Origin of the sequence: Algoriphagus lacus, assembly GCF_003583985.1 — a bacterium.
Taxonomy (GTDB): domain Bacteria; phylum Bacteroidota; class Bacteroidia; order Cytophagales; family Cyclobacteriaceae; genus Algoriphagus; species Algoriphagus lacus.
In genome coordinates this window covers 109,294-131,682 of the sequence record NZ_QXML01000010.1, presented here as the reverse complement: position 1 = coordinate 131,682, position 22,389 = coordinate 109,294, and the positions used below count along the sequence as shown (strand labels likewise).

The 22,389-nt window shown below is 43.4% G+C and carries 18 protein-coding genes and 1 tRNA gene; 11 read left to right on the top strand and 8 right to left on the bottom strand.

The window, feature by feature from the left end; all coding sequences use genetic code 11:
* Nucleotides 1-7 precede the first annotated feature (7 nt).
* Entirely contained in the window at nucleotides 8-880 is an 873-nt protein-coding gene (locus D0X99_RS17425) for an ABC transporter substrate-binding protein (RefSeq protein WP_119479139.1), read from the top strand.
* Here D0X99_RS17425 and D0X99_RS17420 read toward each other — a convergent pair.
* The 5 genes from D0X99_RS17420 to dnaG form a co-directional block, all read right to left on the bottom strand.
* Complete coding sequence (locus D0X99_RS17420) at nucleotides 854-2,818, bottom strand: tetratricopeptide repeat-containing sensor histidine kinase (protein WP_147392258.1); 1,965 nt, start codon at nucleotides 2,816-2,818, stop codon at nucleotides 854-856. The two genes, D0X99_RS17425 and D0X99_RS17420, sit on opposite strands and share 27 nt — an antisense overlap.
* Nucleotides 2,819-2,916: 98 nt before the next feature.
* Nucleotides 2,917-3,696 carry a 5'/3'-nucleotidase SurE gene (gene surE, locus D0X99_RS17415; protein WP_119479137.1) on the bottom strand — a complete coding sequence of 260 codons (780 nt, stop codon included), beginning with the start codon at nucleotides 3,694-3,696 and terminating at the stop codon, nucleotides 2,917-2,919.
* Nucleotides 3,697-3,701: 5 nt separating this feature from the next.
* Nucleotides 3,702-4,340: a hypothetical protein gene (locus tag D0X99_RS17410; protein ID WP_119479136.1), complete on the bottom strand. Its 639-nt coding sequence runs from the start codon at nucleotides 4,338-4,340 to the stop codon at nucleotides 3,702-3,704.
* A 90-nt stretch (nucleotides 4,341-4,430) separates the two neighbouring features.
* Nucleotides 4,431-5,663, bottom strand: coding sequence for a bifunctional 3,4-dihydroxy-2-butanone-4-phosphate synthase/GTP cyclohydrolase II (locus tag D0X99_RS17405; protein ID WP_119479135.1), 1,233 nt, complete (start codon nucleotides 5,661-5,663; stop codon nucleotides 4,431-4,433).
* Nucleotides 5,664-5,728: 65 nt separating this feature from the next.
* Nucleotides 5,729-7,666, bottom strand: a complete 1,938-nt coding sequence (gene dnaG, locus D0X99_RS17400; protein WP_119479134.1) for a DNA primase — start codon at nucleotides 7,664-7,666, stop codon at nucleotides 5,729-5,731.
* Between the two features lie 160 nt (nucleotides 7,667-7,826).
* On the opposite strand from dnaG, the gene D0X99_RS17395 reads away from it, so the two are divergent.
* The 6 genes from D0X99_RS17395 to D0X99_RS17370 all read left to right on the top strand — a co-directional run bounded on the left by D0X99_RS17395 (nucleotide 7,827) and on the right by D0X99_RS17370 (nucleotide 15,283).
* The gene (locus D0X99_RS17395; protein WP_119479133.1) at nucleotides 7,827-8,921 is read left to right on the top strand and encodes an Mrp/NBP35 family ATP-binding protein; all 1,095 of its coding nucleotides are present in this window, start codon (nucleotides 7,827-7,829) and stop codon (nucleotides 8,919-8,921) included.
* A gap of 6 nt (nucleotides 8,922-8,927) precedes the next feature.
* On the top strand, nucleotides 8,928-9,176 hold the full coding sequence (locus tag D0X99_RS17390) for a NifU family protein (protein ID WP_119479132.1): 249 nt from the start codon (nucleotides 8,928-8,930) through the stop codon (nucleotides 9,174-9,176).
* 13 nt (nucleotides 9,177-9,189) lie between these two features.
* Nucleotides 9,190-12,258 (top strand): M43 family zinc metalloprotease, encoded by a 3,069-nt coding sequence (locus D0X99_RS17385; RefSeq protein WP_119479131.1) that lies wholly within the window; start codon nucleotides 9,190-9,192, stop codon nucleotides 12,256-12,258.
* 125 nt (nucleotides 12,259-12,383) lie between these two features.
* Nucleotides 12,384-13,139 (top strand): PASTA domain-containing protein, encoded by a 756-nt coding sequence (locus D0X99_RS17380; RefSeq protein ID WP_119479130.1) that lies wholly within the window; start codon nucleotides 12,384-12,386, stop codon nucleotides 13,137-13,139.
* Between the two features lie 4 nt (nucleotides 13,140-13,143).
* Nucleotides 13,144-14,985: a T9SS type A sorting domain-containing protein gene (locus D0X99_RS17375; protein WP_119479129.1), complete on the top strand. Its 1,842-nt coding sequence runs from the start codon at nucleotides 13,144-13,146 to the stop codon at nucleotides 14,983-14,985.
* Between the two features lies 1 nt (nucleotide 14,986).
* On the top strand, nucleotides 14,987-15,283 hold the full coding sequence (locus D0X99_RS17370) for a rhodanese-like domain-containing protein (RefSeq protein WP_119479128.1): 297 nt from the start codon (nucleotides 14,987-14,989) through the stop codon (nucleotides 15,281-15,283).
* A gap of 37 nt (nucleotides 15,284-15,320) precedes the next feature.
* Here D0X99_RS17370 and D0X99_RS17365 read toward each other — a convergent pair whose 3' ends face one another.
* Both D0X99_RS17365 and D0X99_RS17360 read right to left on the bottom strand, forming a co-directional pair.
* The gene (locus D0X99_RS17365; RefSeq protein WP_119479127.1) at nucleotides 15,321-16,430 is read right to left on the bottom strand and encodes a site-2 protease family protein; all 1,110 of its coding nucleotides are present in this window, start codon (nucleotides 16,428-16,430) and stop codon (nucleotides 15,321-15,323) included.
* Nucleotides 16,423-17,052 (bottom strand): HAD family hydrolase, encoded by a 630-nt coding sequence (locus D0X99_RS17360; RefSeq protein WP_119479126.1) that lies wholly within the window; start codon nucleotides 17,050-17,052, stop codon nucleotides 16,423-16,425. Before D0X99_RS17360 ends, D0X99_RS17365 begins: the two co-directional genes overlap by 8 nt.
* Nucleotides 17,053-17,150: 98 nt before the next feature.
* On the opposite strand from D0X99_RS17360, the gene D0X99_RS17355 reads away from it, so the two are divergent.
* The 4 genes from D0X99_RS17355 (at nucleotide 17,151) to D0X99_RS17340 (ending at nucleotide 20,284) form a co-directional block, all read left to right on the top strand.
* Nucleotides 17,151-17,224: transfer RNA gene (locus D0X99_RS17355), tRNA-Ile, on the top strand.
* 41 nt (nucleotides 17,225-17,265) lie between these two features.
* Nucleotides 17,266-17,424: a GIY-YIG nuclease family protein gene (locus D0X99_RS20785; RefSeq protein ID WP_147392257.1), complete on the top strand. Its 159-nt coding sequence runs from the start codon at nucleotides 17,266-17,268 to the stop codon at nucleotides 17,422-17,424.
* A gap of 479 nt (nucleotides 17,425-17,903) precedes the next feature.
* Nucleotides 17,904-19,019, top strand: a complete 1,116-nt coding sequence (locus tag D0X99_RS17345; RefSeq protein WP_119479124.1) for a sialidase family protein — start codon at nucleotides 17,904-17,906, stop codon at nucleotides 19,017-19,019.
* 68 nt (nucleotides 19,020-19,087) lie between these two features.
* Nucleotides 19,088-20,284, top strand: a complete 1,197-nt coding sequence (locus D0X99_RS17340) for a sialidase family protein (RefSeq protein WP_233553750.1) — start codon at nucleotides 19,088-19,090, stop codon at nucleotides 20,282-20,284.
* Between the two features lie 170 nt (nucleotides 20,285-20,454).
* On the opposite strand, the gene D0X99_RS17335 is transcribed toward D0X99_RS17340, so the two are convergent.
* Nucleotides 20,455-22,380, bottom strand: a complete 1,926-nt coding sequence (locus tag D0X99_RS17335) for a c-type cytochrome (protein ID WP_119479123.1) — start codon at nucleotides 22,378-22,380, stop codon at nucleotides 20,455-20,457.
* Nucleotides 22,381-22,389 lie beyond the last annotated feature (9 nt).

The following is a 22,389-nucleotide window of genomic DNA, read 5'->3' as shown; positions in this document are numbered from 1 at the left end:
ATTTCCAATGAAAAATCTGCGCATCACCGGAGTCCCTGAGCATTTCAATTTCCCTTTTGTTCTTTTGGAAAATGAACAACCCCTCAAGTATCAAGGAATCCAAATTGAATGGATCGAGGAGTCGCGCGGTTCCGGCCAGATGAATCTGGCTTTGAGAAATGGAGAAACAGATCTGGCCATTTTATTAACAGAGAGTTTTTTGAAGGATTTTGAAGCAGGAAATCCATCAAAAATGATCGGATACCATGTAGAAACACCCCTGAATTGGGGAATACATGTTCGTTCGGGTTCTGCGGTAAAATCACTTTTGGATTTGAAGAAAAAGCACTTTTTAGTCAGCAGAATGGGATCAGGCTCTCATTTGATGGCCTTGGTTTTGGCAAAAAGGGAAGTTTGGAAGAAAGAAGAACTGACTTTTGAAACAGTCAACAACATGGAAGGAGCAAAAGCAGCCATGGATATTGGAAATGAAGGAATCTTTCTTTGGGAAAAATATACCACATCCCCTATGGTGGAAAATCACACAATGAAGCGAATCGGGGAAGTTCCAAGTCCTTGGCCTTGCTTCGTGATGGTAGCCTCAGAAAAAGCGCTGGCTGAGTTTGGAGACCAAATATTTACCATTCGGGACAGGGTATATGGGATTTCAAAGTCAATTAGTGCAGATCCAGACTTAGCCAAAAAACTGTCAAAGTTTTATCGCTTGGATCAACGTGGAATTGAAAATTGGTTGGAAGAAACCCGTTGGAAAACCGAAGCCATAGTCTCCAAATCCGAATTGGAGGATGCAATGAATACCATGGAGGAACTGGGGATATTAAATTCAAAACTCCCTCTAGAGCGATTCCTGACTTTAGACAGACTGAATTTGCTCGACTGATTGCTGCGCTACTGGCAATTTAATGCAAAACTTTGTGCCATGACCGGGATGACTATCGATGGTGATTTCTCCGCCGCATTTGCGTGTAAATTCCTTAGCCAACTGTAATCCCAAACCTGAGCCTTTTTCCTTGTTGGTGCCCGGGCGGGATTTAGTCAATGAATAAGAATCAGAGAGTAAAAGTTGAACTTGATCCTCTGTCATTCCGACTCCTTGGTCCAACACGCACCAATAGCTCCAATTATCATCTCTTTCTGAAAAAATAGTGACCGCGTCTCCGGTGTTTGAAAATTTTACCGCATTGTTGAGAATGTTTCTGATCACAACTTCAATCAAGTCCTGGTCTGCAAAAACTTCCACTTTGGACTCCATTTGATTGAAAACAGTTAGTGATTTCGCTTTGAAGGAGGCTTCGAGCAACTTCAAAGAATTGTCAACCACTGCTCTAAGATCAAAATGGGAAGGATTTAATTTGAATCCCTCCATTTGGGCCATTGACCATTTCAAGGTGTTTATGAGTGTGAAATTGACAGAATCAATATCCTTACTTAACACTCCCAACAGTTCGTTGAATTCTTCCTTTTCCAAATGTCCAGCCAACAGAAGATCTACTACTGATTTGACCTGCTCCACAGGCCCTCTCAAATCATGTCCAAGAATTGAAAAAAGTTTGTTTTTGGTTTCATTCATCTCCCTTAGTTGGTTAGACTGGAGTTCCAAGGCCTGATTTTGCTCTTCGATTTTCTTCTGTTGAGCAAGGAGATCGGCGTTTATTGATCGCACATTTTTGTTCATCACAAAAAGCCGAATCCCCAGAACCGAAATCACAATTGCAGTAACCGCAAAAAATATGGCATACTTTCTTGAGGTTTTTAGTCGATAGGATTGATTCTCGTTTTGAGCTTTCAACAACTCCAACTCAGACTCTTCCAGATTTTCCTCAAACATCCCCTGAAGCAAAGCCAATCTGTCCCGATTGGATTTATTCACCAATGAATCGTTCAGTACCAAAAATTGGGATTGGTGAATGAATGCCTTTTGGATATCACCTTTGTTTTCGTAGACTTTAGCCAGATAGCGATGGCTTTTGGAAAGTTCATCCAAAAAGCCGTTTTCCTCGCATAATTTGATCGAGTATGTCAGTAAATCCTCCGCCTGATCAAATTTACCATCCAAAAGATAGGCATTACCAAGACGGTGAAGGACTCCAGCCTCAAATGACTTAATCCCCTGAGTTCTTGACATCTTCAAAGACCGTTCATAGATGGCCTGGGCGGAATCGTATTGTCCTCTTGCCAAGAACACGTCTCCCATAACCCGATGTGCGAATGAAGTAAGATATGGAGTACCTGCATTCACATTGAGCTGAATGGATCGGCTGGCATAAGATTCTGCTGAATCTAGCTGACCAGTTTGGACAAAATTCAAAGCAACATTATTGAGGCTGCGAATCCGGGTGGAAAGATCGTTTACTTCCGTGGCAAGCTCGTACCCTTTTTTGAACTGCTGAATAGCCATTTGATAATTCTGTTGCTCATAATACAAGGCCCCCATATTGTTCATCAACCGGGCGGCTTGCAACTTATCATTTGCCTTTACTGCTAAATCATAGGCACTTTTGGAATAATCAAAGGATTTTTGCCACTGCCCTTTTCTGTAGAAAATCCATCCCATATTCTCCTGAGCCCTGCTTTGCCCGGAAAAATCCTCCATGATTTTGGCAAGTGAATCTGCCTCCCGGGAAAAAGCCATTGCCTCAGTTTGATCACTTTCCCTTAAGCCTGTGGCCAACTCATTGAGCAAAAGAATTCGATCCTTGCCGGTTTTTTCTGGCAAAAGGGTCTTAAGACTATCCAAAGAAACTTCCTGAGCGAAGCTCCCTAATGGACAAATCAAAAGCGTACAGAAAAGATAAAGGGTTCGAATCGGGCGACTCACAGAGTTTTACAAAATCAGGAATACCTGCAAAATAATCATTCTCTGAAATATGAAAGTGAAAAAGTACCGCTTATACTAAAAAAAAGGATTTTCAACCCTTACAGCTTCTCCCAATCCCACTCCTTGTTGATCTGGGAAATGGCGTGGTAAGCCGTTAGATCGTATTGACAGGGAACAATAGAAATGTAATTGTTTGCAATTGCCCACTCGTCGTTGTCTTCTCCTTTGTCAAAATTCACAAAGTTGCCTGCCATCCAAAAATATTTTCTTCCAGTTGGGTCAAAGCGCTCCGCAAACTCTTCCTGCCATTTGGCATCTGCCTGACGGCATATTTTTACTCCTTTAATTGCTTCATTTCGCTTTGGAGGAAAATTCACGTTTAAGGCAACACCTTTGGCAATTCCTCTTTCCAAAACTTGTCTGGCAATCTTTTCTACCCACTCTTCCACGTGGGAAAAGTCAGCTTTTGAAGAAAAATCACACAAACTAAACCCAATAGAAGGATAACCTTCCAATGCTCCTTCGATTGCCGCAGACATGGTTCCTGAATAAAGTACTGAAATCGAAGTATTGGAGCCATGATTGATTCCGCTTACTACCAAGTCCGGAGTTCGGTCTTTCAGTACATAATGCTTAGCCAGCTTGACGCAATCGGCAGGGGTTCCGCTGGATTTGTAGGCCAGGACGTCCTCAAAAATATCTTCTTCGTACAGTCTCAGTGTTTCTCCAATTGTTATGGCATGGCCCATCCCCGATTGAGGACTGTCTGGTGCGACAACTACCACATCACCCAATTTTTTCATTACTGACACAAGGACTCTGATTCCCTTCGAGGTGATTCCGTCGTCATTGGAGACGAGGATAAGCGGTCTTGACATAAAAATTAATTCTGCAATTCGTTGTAATACGCGGTAATTCTAAGCAAATCTCCGCGCTTATCATGCTCCAATCGGTTTTTTCTCATGAAAAGATCAATCTCTTCATCATGACCTGGAAGCATCGCAAAAAGATCTTTTTTCTTCAAACTGTAACGTTCCATTCGCCCGTTTTTGAAAAAATAATAATTAAATGCAAGACGATATCCGGTATAGGCTTGAGGTCCCCAAAACGGGTTCATAGCAACTGGACCCCAGTTGTTCATCCCCCGGGTGTCAGTCGCAATATATTCTCTACACAATAGGGCCATTTCATCCCCTTCAGTCAAAACTTCAAAAAACGTAGGGGTTTCATATTGACCATTCAGGGCATAAGGAAGACTATAAAATCTACGAATACCTCCAAAAATCTCATCGAAAATCTCAAAGTTGGAAACGTTGGAAGCCGTGAAGGTTTCTACCGTCTCGGTCTGAAGTTGAACCAAGTTGTTTTCCAGGTCATATTTGATCAGTCCGGAGAGAGAAGCCCCATCGGTGAGGTAAATATTTCCTTTATGCCAAACTTGTGATGGAAACTGACTATTCTGAGCTAAGACCGAAACCAAGCTCAGAAAAATGAAGCTTAGGATTAAGACTGTCTTTTTCATGGCGATCAATATGCTAAGAGTAAACGATCAATCTTACTTTGGGTTTTTTAAAAAGAGAAGATGAGCGTATTTTAAGTTAACAACATTCTTTTATTTAAGAATATTGTGTCCCATTTTATCTCTTTTCGTAGTCAGATATTTTTCATTGTGAGGGTTCGGTTTGATTTCAATGGGCACTTGCTCCACGATTTCCAATCCATAACCCAATAGGCCTACTCGCTTCTGCGGATTGTTTGAAATCAGCCTGATTTTGCTAATGCCGAGGTCTCTCAATATCTGAGCACCAACACCATAATCTCTTCCGTCCATAGGCAAGCCTAAAGCAAGGTTGGCCTGTACGGTGTCCATCCCCTGTTCCTGAAGCTTGTAAGCTTTAAGTTTATTAATCAGGCCGATTCCTCTACCCTCCTGATTCATGTAGAGGACTACACCTTTTCCTTCTTTTTCGACCATTTCCATGGCTGCATGAAGCTGAGGTCCGCAGTCACAACGGCAGCTTCCAAAAATATCTCCTGTGGCGCAAGAAGAGTGTACACGAACTAAAACAGGTTCGTTGGGTTCCCAACTTCCTTTGATCAAGGCCATGTGGATTTCCTGGGTGTTGGTTTGTCTGAAAGCAATCAAATCAAAATTTCCCCAAGTAGTCGGTAATTCCACCCCGATTTCCCGCTTAATCAAGGTTTCGTTTTTAAGTCGGTATGCGATCAGATCTTTGATGGAAACCAGTTTCAACTTGAACCGATCGGCTACTTTCACCAAATCCGGCAGTCGGGCCATTGTGCCGTCTTCATTCATAATCTCTACCAGAACTCCCGCTGCAGACATTCCTGCAAGCCTCGCAAAGTCAATTGCCGCTTCAGTATGACCAGCTCTTCGAATCACGCCGCCTCTTTTGGCTTTCAGTGGGAAAATATGACCAGGTTTTCCCAATTCACTGGGATGGATCGAATCGTCAATCAACGCTTTGATCGTCTTTGCACGATCAGAAGCTGAAATCCCTGTAGTACAACCATGTCCGATCAAGTCCACTGAAACTGTGAAAGGCGTCTCGAATGCTGCGGTATTAGTGCCAACCATCAGCTCCAATCCCAACTGGTCACAGCGATCCTCAATCAAAGGAGCACATATCAATCCTCTACCATGGGTAGCCATGAAATTGATGATTTCGGGAGTTACCTTTTCTGCCGCGCAGACAAAATCGCCTTCATTTTCGCGGTCTTCATCGTCCACTACAATGATCACTTCCCCGTTTTTGATGGCTTCGATTGCGTCTTCGATGGGGTCTAGCTGGTAGTTTTCCACTTGGGTTGTCTTTGGATTCATAGATTGAAGAGCAAAGTTAGACTCTTTCAGCCTTAAAACAGCCCTAAGCCAAATAAAGTTTGGCTTTAGCCGATGACTATTCCGAGCTCCTTGTCGATTTGAAGCTGAACTTTTTTCAATTCAAAATAGACCTGCTGAAGTTCAAATACTTTATCTGTGTCCAAACCTTCTGTTTCGGCAGATTTGATTTTCTGCATGGCTTCATCCATCATTTTGTGAACCAGCCTTCTTTTTAACCTTAAGATTGATTTGAAAGCTGTCCCGGCCAAATCATCGGATTCTGTAGTGATGAAAATCTGATGCCGCTCATGCCAATGGGTTGATATTTCATGCCTTGGAGTGATCAGATCAATTACTTCCTGCCGTACTTCCGCATCCCGCTGCGCTACAAAAAAATCGGTATCCGGAATCTCTCCTTTTGCAAGGCCATCCCGATACATCTTTAGAATCTTTTGATAAATTGGAGTTTGAAATTCGATTTCCTCAGTCTCTGAAAGTAAATATTGACAAAGGCGCAATTCCTCCTGATCGAGCTTTTGCCAACCATAATTTAACAATAGGCGAATAGTCTCCCGCTCCTGGATTTTCAGTGTGTCTTCGACTGAAATCTGTGGAGCCGTCGGGAAAAGTTGTTCGAGCTTTTCCTCCGCTTCTGCTTCCTCTTTTGCTTTCTGAAAATGATCTTTTTGATTCTTAATCAGCGACTTATTCAATTCAGCATGCAGAATCTCTTCCTCAATCTGAAGTAGTCCAGAAGCTTCTTTGGCATAGACAGACCGGATAATCGGATCCGGAATTTTACCGATACTTTGAACAATCTCCCGGATTACCTCAGCTTTACGGATCGGGTTTTTGACAAATTCATCCTGATACAAACCAATCTTAAACCCGATAAAATCCCTGCTGTTCTCTTTTAGATAATCCTGAAATGCCTGGGACCCAACTTTTCTGGAATAACTATCCGGATCATCTCCATCCGGAAAAACTACCGCTTTGACATTGAGCCCCCCCTCCAAAAGCAGGTCAATTCCTCTCAATGAAGCCTTTATTCCTGCAGCATCACCATCATAGAGCACAGTGACTTGGTTGGTGAAGCGCTTGATTAATTTGATTTGCCCCTCGGTAAGTGAAGTTCCTGAAGAAGCAACCACGTTTTCAATCCCCGACAAATGCATCGAAATGACATCCGTGTAACCTTCCACCAAATAGCAATTATCGAAATCCCGAATGGCTTTTTTGGCTTGAAACATCCCATAGAGCACATCACTTTTGTGGTAAATGGGCGTTTCCGGGGAATTGATGTATTTAGGCTGCGTTTTGTCCTTGGTCAGAATTCTCGCACCAAAACCGATTGCCTTTCCACTGATGTTGTGGATGGTAAAAGTAACCCTCCCTCTGAATCGGTCATAAATTCGAGACGCATCCCCTTCTTTTTGAAGGACAAGGCCTGCTTTAAACAAAATATCTTCCTGAAATCCGGCAGTTTTGGCTGCTTTCAGAAAATGGTCCCAACCATCCAGAGCATAGCCCAGATCAAACTTTTCGATGATTTGTGGAGTAAATCCACGCTCCTTGAAATAACTGAGCCCAATTGACCTCCCTTCCTCGGACTGGAGGTTTTTTACAAAAAAATCCTTAGCAAAATTGAGTGCGATAAACAGGCTCTCGCGTTCATTCTGTTCCAGATTTTGTTCGGGGGTCCGAGACTCGTCCTCCTCTACTTCAATCCCGTATTTTCCAGCCAATTGACGAATCGCTTCCTGAAAACCGACCCCTTCGATGTCCATAACAAACTGAATCGGGTCTCCTGCCTTACCGCATCCAAAGCATTTGTAAATCTGCTTGGCTGGGGACACGGAAAACGACGGAGATTTTTCCCCATGGAATGGACAGCAGGCCCACATATTTTGGCCTTTTTTCTTCAGCTGAACGTAATCCCCCACTACCTCGACGATGTCGGCCCGTTCTTTTACTTTGTCGGAGGTAAGTTTGCTGATGCTCATGGGAATTTGAAAGTAGGCAAAGTTAACGGCTGAGTTCAGATTAGGAAGCGAGAAATTAAGAACTATTTGGGGTCGGGCGGAGTTTCACTGTGGCAGGTATTGAAAGTTGTTTTCAAAGCCACAATCTTAGATTACCTTGCGAAAAATTTAGAAATAACTCATGCAATTGACTGCTGATCATATCAAAAAATCATTGTCCAGGGTACAGGACCCCGACCTAAAAAGGGATTTGGTAAGTCTGGGTATGATCCAAGGAATTCAGGTAGAGGGTAATAAAGTAAGCTTCAAAGTGGTGCTTACCACACCTGCGTGTCCGCTTAAGGAAGTCATCAAAAACAATTGCATCGAGGCCCTCACCGAAGACTATGGGACTGATTGGAAATGGGATATTTTCATGACTTCTCAAGTAACTACAGTCAGAGATGCAGCTCCTATCCTTCCGCAGGTAAAAAACATCATAGCTATCGCCTCAGGAAAAGGCGGGGTCGGAAAGTCAACCACTTCCGTTAATTTGGCTGTCGCCTTAGCCCAACTGGGGGCTAAAGTCGGCCTTATTGATGCCGATATTTCAGGTCCTTCTGTACCTACCATGTTTAACGTCGAGGGAGAACAGCCTTCTGTTAAAAAGGTAGGAGAAAAAAATATCATCATTCCCATTACCCAATATGGCGTAAAGCTAATGTCCATCGGCTTCCTGACGCCCACAGATAGTGCGGTAGTTTGGAGAGGCCCGATGGCAAGTTCGGCATTGAGACAATTTATTTCTGATGTGGAATGGGGAGAGTTGGATTACTTGTTGATCGATTTGCCCCCAGGCACTTCGGATATTCACTTGACTATGGTACAGACCGTTCCGGTTACTGGCGCAGTAATCGTAACCACTCCTCAAAAAGTAGCGTTAGCTGATGCAAATAAAGGTTTATCCATGTTTAGGCAGCCTCAAATTAACGTACCCATCTTAGGTGTTGTTGAAAATATGGCTTATTTTACGCCTGAGGAATTACCCGACAATAAATACTACCTTTTTGGAAAAGAAGGTGGTAAAAAATTAGCGGAGAAGTACCAAGTTCCTTTTCTGGGAGAAATCCCGATTATACAAAGTATCAGAGAAAGTGGCGACACCGGTTATCCGGCGGTATTGAAAAACGGATTGACCAAAGATGCCTATATGAACCTTGCGGAATCGGTAGCCAGACAAGTAGCAATCCGTAACGCATCAATTGAAAAAACATCAATAGTAGAAGTAAAAGCTTAACTCATAATGGAAGCAGGACTCAGAGAGAAGATCGAATTTGCTTTGGACACCATCAGACCCTATTTGGAAGCTGACGGAGGAAATGTGCGAATCGTTGAATTGACAGATGATTTTGTCTTGAAGATAGAGATGATGGGAAATTGCGGCTCATGCCCCATGTCTTCCATGACCCTGAAGGCAGGAGTCGAAGAGGCCATTAAACGCGCTATTCCTGAAATTTCCAGGGTGGAAGCGGTAAATCTTACCTTGGCCTGACCGATTCAATTGAATGAAAAAAGGTTTACGTTTTTTTAGTTTGTTTCTTTTAGTGAAGGGAATTCTTTTCTTTTCAACTGAATCTTTTGGGCAAAAAATCTCACTTCAGGATGCGACTCAATCCTTAGGAGTAACTCCTTCCCACAGCCATGATGAAAAATGTGCCCACACCCTGATCGAGGCCAAACTCGAAAAGGAAATGGGCTATTTTGGAAGTAAAGGATTTTTTGAAGACTGGATCAATCAAAAAATTGAAACCAGAAGAAAAACACCTCAAATCGCACGGACTCAGGAAGGGCCAAGACTAATTCCTGTTGTTGTTCATGTGATTCATACAGGTACACCGGTAGGAACCGGTACAAATATTCCGGATGCTCAAATTGCCGAACAAATCCGGATTTTGAATGAAGACTTCCGAAGGCTAAATGCAGATGCTAACCGGACTCCTGCTGAATTTCTGCCAGTAGCTGCTGATTCCAACATTGAATTTGTTTTGGCAAAACAAGATCCAAATGGTCTTCCTACTACCGGGATTGTACGCCTACAGGGTACAAAAACGACCTATTCACCGGACGATGCTTCATTGATCGGATCACTTTCTCAGTGGAACCCAGAGGAGTATATGAATATTTGGGTAGTGCCTTTGGTGCAGCCGTATATCGGATATGCCTCTTTTCCCGTGTCTGACCTTCCAGGATTGAATTTCTCCCCTACTCCGGCTAGCATTGATGGAGTGACAATTGATTACCGTTTTTTCGGAATTGGTGGAAGTGCAACCTCAGCATCTCTGGGAAGAACTGCCACTCACGAAGTAGGACATTATTTTGGATTAAGGCACATCTGGGGTGACGGCGGTTGCGGGGTTGATGACTTTGTTACCGATACTCCGGAGCAGGATAATTCAAACAACATCTGCAATGCAAATCCCAGCCGTTTTTCATGCGGCAACAACAACATGATCCAAAATTACATGGATTACACACCGGATGCCTGTATGAATTTGTTTACTCGCGGCCAAGTGGAACGATTCAATGTTGTCTTGGAAAACAGCCCCAGAAGGGTCACACTGGTAAATAACAGGGCCACCCAGGAACCAGTTTTACCTACAAGAGATCTGGCAATTACCCGGATTATCCAACCTGTTGAGGCGATCTGCGACCTCAATATCGTGCCTCAGGTAGAAGTTCAAAATGCCGGATCCGAAACACTTACTTCAACAAGAATTGAATTCAGAATAAACGGAGTGGTTATTGAAAACAGAAGGTTTTCCATTAACCTGCCAACCGGCAACGCTACTACACTGACTTTTAATCCAGTGATACTATCAGAAGGTAATAATCAGATAGAATTCCGGATTACCCAAGTAAATGACCTAGCAGACGACAAGGCTGACAATAATTCAAAGACTTCAAATCCCGTTCTACAGGGTGAAATATCACTCCCTTATACTTATGATATTGGGTCATTCCCAGGTCAATGGGTAATCAGTAATCCGGACAAAAGCTTTACTTGGCAAAAAACCTCCATTACGGTCTCAGGTCAAAGCCAACCTGCAGTTTTCATCCAACATTATGAATATGAAGCAGCGGGTCAGTATGATTACTTGATTTCTCCAATCATCGATCTCACCAAATATCCCAATGCCCAGCTTGTATTTGAGGTTGCACATGCACCATATAATCAGGCAGGATATCAGGATGAGTTGATCGTTTCAGTTTCAGAAGATTGCGGAGCTAATTTCAATGTCACTGATGTACCCTATATTAAATCCGGTACCCGACTGGAAACATCAAGTCCAACTTTGAATGAATTTATTCCGACTTCAAATGATCAATTCCGGACCGAACTGGTCAATTTGAACAAGTTTCAATCAATGGGTAAAGTCCGAATTGCAATCACCACAAGAAACTCGTTTGGAAATAACATCTACCTGAGAAATATCAGAATCCTGCCTCAGGAAGAATTCAAATATGAATTGAAAATAGAGGAAATCGTATCCCCTACTCCGCTCAGTACCGGACAGCATGAAACTGAAATAATAAGCATTAAAAACACCGGGAATTTGCCTGTTACCAAATTCCTGTTCAACAGAACCACAAATTTCTCCAACACTCAGACCTATATCGGCTCGGGATCAACCATAGCTCCGGGAGAACAAGTGAACCTGGAATTAAACAATTCAACAGCTGACGGAAAAAATCAACTTAGGTATTCTGTCAGAGAGCCAAATTTTGATCAAAACAGTCCTGAAATTATTGTTTTCAGGAAGTTTAATATTGAGGACCAGCAAGTCATAGAGGTGCCTTGGAGACAAAACTTCAACAACGGCACCAATCTGACTCCATGGTTGACAGTTAACCCCGAAAATGATTTTGCCTCTTGGACTATAACCCCAACCAGTAATGGAGCAAGTCAAAACAATGTTGCAAGATTGGAAAACGGGATTTCAGGGAATTCCTATTGGCTGGGAACTCCGGTATTCAGCCTGAACAAGTCACGGCAAGCAAGTATTTTCTTTGACATCGCTGCAGGCACAGTTGATCCGTCTACCCGATTACTTTTACTTGCCAGTCCCGACGGTGGAATTAATTTCACCCAAGTCTGGGGTGCCACAGGCTCGGAGCTTTCTACCGTAAGTGTAGGCCAGGCAAATCCAAATTCTTCAGGAGACTATGAAAGAAAATACGTCAACTTAACAGAGTTTGCAGGACCGGATTCGGATAATGTTCGCTTAGCTTTTGTCCTTGAAACTAAAGGAACATCCAATTCCCCAGTTTATCTGGACAATCTCGAACTCTTCCTGAGCGCGAATCCAGACCCTGTCATCCCGGGCGAAGGATCAAGCGTTTTGTATCCTAATCCAGCCACAGATTACTTCAATTTAGCATTTAATCTTCCTTCACGGGAAAATGTAACCATTCAAATCGTATCTGCGACTGGAGCTATTGTCCATGAAGTTGACTATCCAGGAACCTTAAACCAAACGTACTCCTTCAGTACAGATTTGTTCAGTCCGGGGGTATTCATCATAAAAATCACCAGCAATTCTATTCAGGATATGAAGAGGTTGATTATTAATTGATCTTAAAAGAGCCGAAGTTGAACGCTTCGGCTTATTTTTTGCCTGTTCCTTTGGGTTGTTTTTAGGATTTTTGTTCCTTAAACGATCAAAAATTCCAGCTATCTTAGTCTGACTTAAAATTCTAAATGAATTCGTTGAATTACCCTCTCAAAAAAATTCTCATCAATCTGCTGATCATTATCGGCATTTCGATCTTCCTTGGTTTTCTATTTCTAAAAGTATACTTGCCTCTCTACACCAATCACGGTGAAACGGTTTCTGTGCCGGATCTTTCCGGCTATGAATACGAAGAGGCGGTCGATATTTTGGATCAAGCAGGGCTGCAATATGAAGTATCGGTAGACTCTGGTTTCAGTATGGAATTGCCTGCTTTGGCCATTTTAAAACAAATCCCCGAAGCTAATTCTCAGGTAAAAAGTGGCCGGAGAATCTACCTGACCATCAATGCCAGAAATGCTCCGTTGATTAAAATGCCAAATCTGGTCAATATGCCTCTGAAAAATGTGCAGGAAATTCTGGCTAATCTGGGTCTGGAGCGTGGGGACATCATTTTTGTACCGGATATTGGATTCAACGTGGTACTTGAGCAGCGCTACCGAGGAGTGAGTGTTCGTGAAGGCTTTGAAATCCCAAAAGGTGCACGGATAGATTTGGTAGTTGGTGACGGCATGGGAAATCAGTTACTCTTGGTGCCGGATTTGAAAGGAATGGACGAAGTGGACGCAGAGTTTCTAATTTTAGGTTCTGGACTGAGAGTTGGAAATAAAAACTACAGCACCACAGACTCTGTAGCTCCCGGAAAGGTATTTTTACAATCACCTCCAGCCGGAACAGAGATCAAAACTGGAGAGGCAGTAGATATTTGGGTAGCCAAAAACTAATAAATTGAAAAAGATTTTTACACCTTGGGCACTTTTTTTCACCTTCGCTTTTCTGTTTTTGCGAAATGAAAAAGTCTGTGCTCAGTTTGTGGAAATCGGCCCAGTTCATCAGCAAAAATTCTCTTCAAATCCTGAATCAAAAGTTTTCACAAGGGTTCAAAACCAAAATGTACTTCCTTTTTGGGATGATTTTTCTACTGGTATTGACACACTTAAGTGGACTGTTGAAGGAGCGTCATATACCGAAACTATCGGAGAAAATGCTCCTTCGTTGGGAGCGATCCTTTTCAACGGAGTGGATGCCAATGGCGAGCCTTATTCTCTTCAAGTTCGGGACCAGGGGGAAAGCGATTTCCTGACCAGCAAACCATTTGACCTGAGCACAATTTCTGCTGTGTACAGGGAAAGTCTCTTCCTGAGCTTTTTCTGGCAAGCTGGAGGAAAATCCGAAGCCCCTGATGAAAGCGACAGATTGACTTTACAAATACTGAATTCTGAAGGAAATTGGATAACAGTCTGGTTTCGGCCGGGTGGTGAAAATCTCGACCGGACCAAGTTCAAACAAGAAATAATCCGTATCAGGCCCGAGTGGCAACATCCTGCGTTTCAATTTCGCTTTCTTTCAAACGGCCGACAAATCGGCCCCTTTGATAGCTGGTTGGTAGATTATGTATACCTCAACATAAAACGAAGTGAGACAGACCTCAGTTACAGGGACAGATCGCTTACTCAACCGAATCAGGTTACTCTAGGAGAATTCACCGCCTACCCCTATGAACTCCTTAAGGGAAAACAGTCCGGACTTTGGTCCCAGATTGAAAATGAGTTTTTAAATCTGGAAAACCGATTCAGAGCGATGGAATACTCTATCCAATTCCAAGACAGCCTTGGTAAAGTAATCCTTCCGGTTAATTCTAATACTCCATTCAATCCGGTACCCAATGCCTTGGAACGAAGAACTTTCCTAAGCCGGGAATTTGAAGAAATTCCAGTCCCCGCATCACCTTCTGAATTAATCATTAAAACCTCTCTTACTTCCGGGGATGGTTTTCTCTTTGAAATCAATAACGGAGATACTGTCAGGTACAATTCCGTTGACTTTAGGAAAAATGATACTGTTAAAACAGTGTTTCCAATTCGGGATTTTTTCGCCTATGACAACGGCTCTGCAGATTATTCTGCAGGTATCAATCAGCGAGCTGGTCAGTTAGCAGTAAAATATAACGCCCCAGAACCTGTTTACCTAAAGGGAATCTCGATCAACTTCACAAATGCCAGCCAGGCAAATCAAGCTATAGATATTGTGGTTTGGGACGAAATTGATAAAAGCCCCATTTTCTCCAAAGAATCTTTGATTCCTGTCAAGGTCCCTGGTCAGGATTTTATTTACTACTCCTTGGACACCAACCTCAGAATAACCGGTGAGTTTCACATTGGATTCACTCAATTCACCAATGATTTCCTCCATGTTGGCTTGGATAAGGTCAACGATCAAGCTGATAAAATTTTCTACAATGTCGGAGGAGGTTGGGTACAAAATGAAGAAGTAAAAGGATCTCTTATGATCCGCCCACATGTTTCACTTGCTCCACCTTTTGAAGAAAGTGTGATCCCTGAGGCAGGATTCAGAATTTATCCAAATCCTGTGGTAAGTGAATTGCACATCGAGGGTGAATTTACCGACTTGGTAATTTTCGATTCTTTTGGACGACAGATTTTATTACCAAGAGAGAGAAGGGATGAGGGGGAAATTGTTAATTTTGGTGGACAAAGACCCGGAATTTATGTCGTGAATTTATTTTCCGAATCCGGTCCAAAATCATTCCGAATTCTAGTCTCAAAATAGCATGGAAGATATCACCGTAAATGAACTGAAAGATCGTCTTGAGAAGGGCGAGAAATTCCACTTCCTCGATGTTCGGGAAGAGTGGGAATACGAGGAGGATAACCTTGGAGCCGATAATATTCCACTTGGAGAGCTACCACACCGTCTTGCCGAATTGGAAAAATTCCAAAATGAAGAAATCGTGATCCACTGCAGATCAGGTGCCCGAAGCGGAAATGCCAAGAAATTCATGGAAAGCAAAGGATTTACTAAAGTCCGAAATGTACTCGGCGGAATCTTAGCTTACAGAGCCCTTTAAAAATCCCGAGCCATTTAAACCGGCTCGGGATTTTTGTTTAAGAGAAAATGAAGGGTTTTGGTGAAAAACAGAGCGCAAAAATTAAGATGGCCAACCAGCCAATCACTTTTCGTTTGCCATCCAACTCCTCCACATCGGAAACTTCCGGATGTCTGATGCCCATCACTCTTCCGAGCAAAAATGCGAAGAACAACCAACCCTGATACCCTTCCCATTCGGGCTTAAGAAAAGCTAAGGCATATTGCCCAGCTGCAAGGGTAAGTGCAATGGTCAGTTTGGTCTGCAGTGATAAATGGGACCTGGAATAGCAGATGTATAAGAAGCCCACATACAGCGGAATTCGGATGATCAGTTCTTCCAATGGCATAATCGGACTGATCACTCCCAATCCAGAGTACGCCAGAAAAAGCGTGAAAATCACCAAGGAGATTTCTTTGTGATACCTGGGAAAAAGCCCAAACACCACATGCCCTCCATCCAACTGACCTATAGGCAGAAGATTTAGCGCTGTGAAAAACAGCGCTAAGTAACCCGCAAAAAGAAAGGGATAATGAATTACCTCAGACATTTCAGGCATTCGATCCGGGTCTGCCAATACCTGTTCCATCCCCCAAAACAGTAGGTTTCCTCCCAATTCAAAATCCAGAACATCTTCCCCGTATCCTTGAAAGTTGGGATCAGCATATTCCGGATGGACAGAATAAATGTATTCAGCCGGAGGTAAGGTGGTAAATCCATAAACCAAAACCCCAAGTGCAACCACAAATCCGGCAATAGGACCTGCCACCCCAATGTCAAAAAACTTTTTCCGACTGTTAACAAAGCCTTTCATCCGGATGATGGCTCCGAAAGTACCGATGGAAGGGGCTCCCAAGAATCCCAACCAAGCAGGGATAAAGTACGGTAAGCTACACTTTACCTTGTGATACAAAGAAGTGAAAAAGTGTCCCAATTCATGAATGAGCAAGATTCCAATAAAGGGAATAGAAAACGCCATGGATTTGAGGAAATACTCCCAAGTCAAAAAAGCTTCTCCTGACACTAGAATTGATTTTCCAAACACCCACTCTCCACCGGCAAGTGTCGCAGCGCCGAGAGTTAGAAAGAAAAGCAATCCATGGATGAGATATTCTTTAGGTTTATACATGTCCAAAAAAGTCAAATAATACGTTTGGACCTGTCACATGAATCGCACGGACACCAATCGATGCGGCACCTTTCACATTGGCTTCCAAATCATCAAAGAAAATAACCCGCTCCGCAGTAGTTCCAAGTTCAACCAACATTCGTTCATAGATTTCTTTTGATGGCTTGGCCAGTCCCATCTCATGACTGTAAAATATTCGATCAAAGAGCGGATCAAAGCTGTTTAAGCCATGATCCTTGCGAAGCATTTCATACACCGCATCAATATGAATTTCATTGGTATTACTGAGGACGCCGATTTTATAATTTTGTCTCAGTTTAGAGACCAATTCCAGTCGTTCACCGGGAATTTTTCCAAGTAGGCTATTCCACAATTCGTCCACTTTCTGATCCTCCCAATTTTGTTCAAAATACTCTCGAACCGCATTGCGAAAGGTAGGAGAATCGATCTTTCCCTTTTCATAAGCTTTATGAAAATCAGTAAGATAAAACCCATCCACCTTGGCATGGAGGGATTCAGGTACATGATTTTTTATCAATCCAAGAGAACGATGGTAATCGATATCGATGATGACATTGCCCAAATCAAAGATCAAAAAGTCAGCATCAGGGGCATTTTTCATTGAATACTGTGGTTGTGTATATGATCTCAAATATGTAACATTGCACTCCGAAAACCAAGGTTTGAAGCCAATTGGGCAACAATTTTGGGGTTTTTAAAGGGCCTATAGCTCATTCGGTTAGAGCAACTGACTCATAATCAGTAGGTGCTTGGTTCGATTCCAAGTGGGCCCACAAAGCCATCCAAATTGGATGGCTTTTTTTATTTTTATCCTATGAACAGCTTTTTCGTATACGTGCTTTTTTCCCAGTCTCTTGACAGATTTTATATTGGTCTAACAACTTTGAGTGTGGAAGAAAGACTTGAAAATCATCTTGCTAAAAAAAATATGATGCCAAAAACTTCACTCAAAAAGCAAATGACTGGACTTTAGCCTGGAAGGTTCAAGGGAAATCCTATTCGCAAATCCGAAAAATTGAACATCATCTAAAACGGATGAAATCACGGAAATACCTCCAAAACCTGATTCAGTTCCCAGAATTGGGTCAAAACCTTCTCAAACGATTTGAAGACAACTGACTCTCCCGATAACTATCGGGACAGAAGGTGCTTGTCCCGAAAGCTTTCGGGAGAGGCCAAGTGGGCCCACAAAGCCATCCAAATTGGATGGCTTTTTTTATTTGGTAACAGGTGCAAATTCAAGCCAAGCTACATCTCAGATCCTGTTAAACTATCCGCTCTACAATCTTTTTAATTTTTCCCTTTCCTTCCGGTTTAGCGAATTAATCAAAACACCAAAACCGACCCTACCTAAATTTTGCCTAAATCGAAAACCAAGAACTGGGCTTTTCCATAATTTTTTAGGAAGTTTAGTATCTTCTCTTTTCGACTGCATAGACCCAAAACCTACCCATGAAGCAATTCCTTATTCAGATCCTTCGAATTTCCAGCTTTTCAATTTTTTCTGTTTTCCTTTTTGAATGCAACAATTCCAAAACTTCTGAATACGCCCATGCGGAAATCTCCGATTCATTGCGTCTGATCCCGGTTAGCTCGGGAAAAATCTTTGAAAGTCATCCGGAATTTGCACAGGGACACGCCTCCACAATTGTAGCTGTTAATCCCGGTGAATACTTGATAGCATGGTTTGGAGGTACGCATGAGAAACACGACGATGTCAGCATCTGGATGTCCAGAGGAGATGGCAAAACCTGGGAAACTCCTCAAAAAGTCGCTAAAATCAGAAATGATCCACACTGGAATCCGGTTCTTTTCAACGCACCTGACGGAAAATTACACCTCTATTTCAAAGTCGGAAAAGAAATCGACGACTGGGAAACTTGGGTTCAAACTTCCGAAGACAAGGGAAAAACCTGGTCAGAGCCGAAAGAACTTGTCCCCGGAGACCGGGGCGGCAGAGGCCCTGTTCGAAATCACATCCTCATCCTCTCGGATGGAACTTGGCTTGCTCCTGCTTCCAACGAAAAGAACAAAGTGTGGAATGCTTTCCTGGATAGAAGTATGGATGGTGGTAAAACCTGGGAAGCCACCCCATTTCTGGAGCTTGACCGGACGTTGATTCCCGAGGAAGGTGTAATTCAGCCTACGGCTTGGGAATCTTCTCCTGGAAATGTTCATCTACTTATGAGGAGCTCAGGTGGAAAAATCGCCCGAAGCGATTCCAAGGATTACGGCAAAACCTGGAGCCCGATCTACCTCACCGATCTGCCCAATAACAACAGTGCCATTGAAGTAGCACATCTAGGTAGAGAAAAAATCGCCCTGATCTACAATCCCGTCTCCGGAAATTGGGGCGACCGAAACCCAATCAACCTCGCGATCTCTCTGGACAATGGGAAGAGTTGGAAAATAGACCAAATCATTGAAAAAGGCGATGATCCGGAGACCGAATTCTCCTATCCTTCCATTATTCTCGATGGTGAGCACCTGGTTTTAACTTATACTTGGAACAGACAAAAAGTAGCCTTTTGGAAGTTCAAAATTGAAGGACTTGATTCTGCTAAATGAATTTAACCAGTCATTTTTTTGGAATTACTGGTTCAGGTCAGCTGGTCAAAGAGGTTAAAATGAAAAACATGACATCAAAAAAATTCTTTTATCAGTGGATGGGTTGTTTTATGATTTGGATCGGCACAAATCCTGCCTTTGCCCAATCTCCTACTTTGGTCACCGAGTCCAGCCTGGAAATTTTCGCCCCCCAAGATGAGCACGTTCACGGCAGCAGCTTGGTTGCCTTACCCAACGGTGATTTACTTGCCGTATGGTTTCAGGGATCAGGGGAACGGACAGCCGACGATGTGCGCCTCATGGGCTCCAGAAAAGCAAAAACCTCCTCCACTTGGTCAGCACCTTTTTTGATGGCAGATACTCCTGGAATTCCCGACTGCAATCCGGTGATTTTCCTGAATTCAAAACAGGAACTTACCCTAGTTTGGATAGCGGTCCTTGGCAATCGCTGGGAAAATTCCATTTTGAGAACCCGTAAAAGTAAAAACTACCTACAGACAGGAGCTCCGATTTGGAACTGGCAAGACAATATCCTCCTCCAGCCCGGAGAGGAATTTGTGAAAGAGGTTCAGAATAGGTTTAACGAACTACCGGAATCCAACCTTGGCTGGTCACAATATGCACCCAGCTACGAAAAGTTGATTCTGGAGGCAGTAGAGGATTCCAAAAAAAGAAGCATAGGATGGATGACCCGAATCAAGCCCTTGGTGATCGGAGACAAAATCATTTTGCCCTTGTATTCGGATGGATTCAACTTTTCGATGATGGCCATTTCAGATGATTCCGGAGAAACCTGGAAACCCTCCTTGCCTTTAGTTGGAAAAGGTCCAATTCAGCCGGCATTGGCGCTGCGGAATAATGGGGAACTGGTAGCCATGCTTCGTGACTCCGGTGATGGGCCGACTTTCATCCAGCAAAGTATTTCAAAGGATCAGGGAAAAACCTGGACTGCCGCTATCAAAACTTCCATTCCCAATACTGCCAGTGTGGAATTGTTGAGGCTGGCGGACGGAAGATGGCTGATGATCGGAAACGATCTGCATGACGGAAGATACCGACTCGCTCTTTGGACTTCCTTGGATGAGGGGCTGACTTGGTCAACCAATCCCTATTACCTGGAAAATGACAAAGACAAAAAAGGAAGTTTCTCCTATCCTTCCCTGATTCAGGACTCGAACGGTACAGTTCACATCAGTTATTCGAAACATTTCCCAACGGGAAAAACTATTCAGTACAAAAGCATCAACCCGGTAAAAATAAACTGATCCTTTGCGCTGTAATCTGATTTAGTGAATTACACCTCTTCAATTCAAAATGAATCAGGTATGAGGCAATTATCACACAACGAGAAGATAACCAATCCTGCAAGACTGCTTTCCTCAAATTCTAACCAGGTTCAATAAAAAAACCGGAGCTCATCTCTCCGGTTTTTAACTTATTTCAGGGAATTAATCCACCTGGCAATTTTCAGGGCTTCCTCTTTTGGCACCTGAGGCATGGCAGCCATCGGAGTGGCATAGCCGGGCCAGTTTTGAGGCTGAGGATTATAGATTAGCTCCACAATTTTCTCCGGGGAATAATTCCGCTTGGCTACATCCACATAAGCTGGACCAACCACCTTTTTATCTTTTTGATGACAGGCCGTACAGGTATTTTTGGTCAGTAAGGCCTTGATTTCTTCATCCGATGGAATTGCATTTGAAACCTGCTTTGCAGGAGCGGAAGGCTTGCTGGCTGGAGCCGCAGCTTTTGCAGCAGGCAACGCAGCGACCACAGGCTTAGGCTTGATCACCATCTTGTCTTCGGATGGAATTTCGTTCAAGGTATAGTAAGCATCCGTATGGACCAATTCGTGGGAATTGATCGCTTCCCGAATTCCAGGAAGGCTGATTTTGTGGACATGGTATTGCTGCGGATCCTTGATGGCAATTCTTACTTTTCTCCCATCTTCAGAGACTTCCACACCCAATACTTCATGATCCATCGGTTTGACCGGAGGACTACCGTAAACTGGGAAATACTTATAAGTGAAGCTTGAAATCAAATAGGATGACAAATCCTCCGCTGATTTTCTATCGACTGGCTTGGTGAATTCTATCTCAAATCCGTCTGGCTTTGCTTTTACGGTTCGCATTTCGAAGGGAGCCTCGCGATTCCAAACCAAGCGCTGCAAACCCTCATTGGCATCTCCTGCTGAGCCCCAACCTCTATTGGTCTCACCTACGAAAAGCGACTGGTCTGCTGCAAATACCATCCGCAAAACTCCCGACTGAAAGCCACTTCTGAAGTCAATCGAAGCACCTTGATACACCCCGTTCACTTTTTCAAGAATCACACGCATGATCTTACTTTGGCCCTGATCTCCGATAAGGATTTGACCTGCAAATGGCCCCCAATAGCCTTCGGGAATAACGATCGGCTCAGAATTGGAAATTCCATGAACGCCATGAGGCATCCAAACTGCCGGAAGTTTGATCGCCGGCAAAGACTTTTTAGCTTCGGCCAACGTGATAAAAGGTGCATTGACATCATTTTCAGGCTTGATAAACCTGCCATTTGCATCTTTGATTTTCATCGGATCTACCACAGCATCAAACTGCGAAGAAGTCATTTTGATCGGGGATTCAGGCAATTCAGACCAGCGAAGTCCAGCCGGGTGTCCTGAAAAATCCCCTTTTTCCAAATGCCAAAGTCCTCCCGAGGCCATGTAATCGCCCTGATTTTCGGTGTAGAACACTTCTCCGTTCAAAACTCCAGGTCCTGCCGGAGATCGCATTCCTGTTGCCCAAGGTTCGATCCTGCCATCGGGATGAATCTTCAAGGTCCAACCGCGATAAGGCACTCTACTCTCCCCTCTCCACCATTCCTGATCTCCAAATGCAACGTTGGCGGTGACGATAAATGCCCCGTCAGGAGTGATTTTAGGTCCAAAGCTGTATTCGTGGTAATGCGCAGACAGTGGCCAACTGGCTATTGTTTCGTACCAATCCGCTTTTCCATCCGAGTTTAAATCGGTCAATTTGGTCAGCTCCCCGCGCTGTACCATGTAGAGTGAACCCTCATGATAGGCCAGTCCAAGAATCTCATGGAGACCGGAAGCAAACTTCCGAAAGTAAGGCCTCGCAGCGGTGGGATTTTCCACGATAAAAACATCCCCTCTCCTGGTGGCTACTCCCAGATTTCCGTTGGGCAACATGGTCAATCCTCCCACTTCCAGCAGTGTTCCTTCCGGAGCTGGAACTTTCAGGATTTTGAAAAAATCTTCTTCCTTGGGCGACTCCTGAGCAAACAAAGAAAGGCTCATCCCAAGTGCCACTGCACTTAGAGTCAAGGTTTTCAGGTTAATATTCAATCGAAACATATCTTTTCT

Bases quoted from the DNA above. Each gene is read 5' to 3' on its own strand.
- D0X99_RS17410 (WP_119479136.1), bottom strand. From the start codon at position 4,340: ATGAAAAAGACAGTCTTAATCCTAAGCTTCATTTTTCTGAGCTTGGTT.
- D0X99_RS17395 (WP_119479133.1), top strand. From the start codon at position 7,827: ATGCAATTGACTGCTGATCATATCAAAAAATCATTGTCCAGGGTACAG.
- D0X99_RS17345 (WP_119479124.1), top strand. From the start codon at position 17,904: ATGAAGCAATTCCTTATTCAGATCCTTCGAATTTCCAGCTTTTCAATT.
- D0X99_RS17365 (WP_119479127.1), bottom strand. From the start codon at position 16,430: ATGTATAAACCTAAAGAATATCTCATCCATGGATTGCTTTTCTTTCTA.
- dnaG (WP_119479134.1), bottom strand. From the start codon at position 7,666: ATGAGCATCAGCAAACTTACCTCCGACAAAGTAAAAGAACGGGCCGAC.
- D0X99_RS17425 (WP_119479139.1), top strand. From the start codon at position 8: ATGAAAAATCTGCGCATCACCGGAGTCCCTGAGCATTTCAATTTCCCT.
- D0X99_RS17405 (WP_119479135.1), bottom strand. From the start codon at position 5,663: ATGAATCCAAAGACAACCCAAGTGGAAAACTACCAGCTAGACCCCATC.
- D0X99_RS17360 (WP_119479126.1), bottom strand. From the start codon at position 17,052: ATGAAAAATGCCCCTGATGCTGACTTTTTGATCTTTGATTTGGGCAAT.
- D0X99_RS17370 (WP_119479128.1), top strand. From the start codon at position 14,987: ATGGAAGATATCACCGTAAATGAACTGAAAGATCGTCTTGAGAAGGGC.
- D0X99_RS17390 (WP_119479132.1), top strand. From the start codon at position 8,928: ATGGAAGCAGGACTCAGAGAGAAGATCGAATTTGCTTTGGACACCATC.
- surE (WP_119479137.1), bottom strand. From the start codon at position 3,696: ATGTCAAGACCGCTTATCCTCGTCTCCAATGACGACGGAATCACCTCG.
- D0X99_RS17340 (WP_233553750.1), top strand. From the start codon at position 19,088: ATGACATCAAAAAAATTCTTTTATCAGTGGATGGGTTGTTTTATGATT.
- D0X99_RS17380 (WP_119479130.1), top strand. From the start codon at position 12,384: ATGAATTCGTTGAATTACCCTCTCAAAAAAATTCTCATCAATCTGCTG.
- D0X99_RS20785 (WP_147392257.1), top strand. From the start codon at position 17,266: ATGAACAGCTTTTTCGTATACGTGCTTTTTTCCCAGTCTCTTGACAGA.
- D0X99_RS17335 (WP_119479123.1), bottom strand. From the start codon at position 22,380: ATGTTTCGATTGAATATTAACCTGAAAACCTTGACTCTAAGTGCAGTG.
- D0X99_RS17385 (WP_119479131.1), top strand. From the start codon at position 9,190: ATGAAAAAAGGTTTACGTTTTTTTAGTTTGTTTCTTTTAGTGAAGGGA.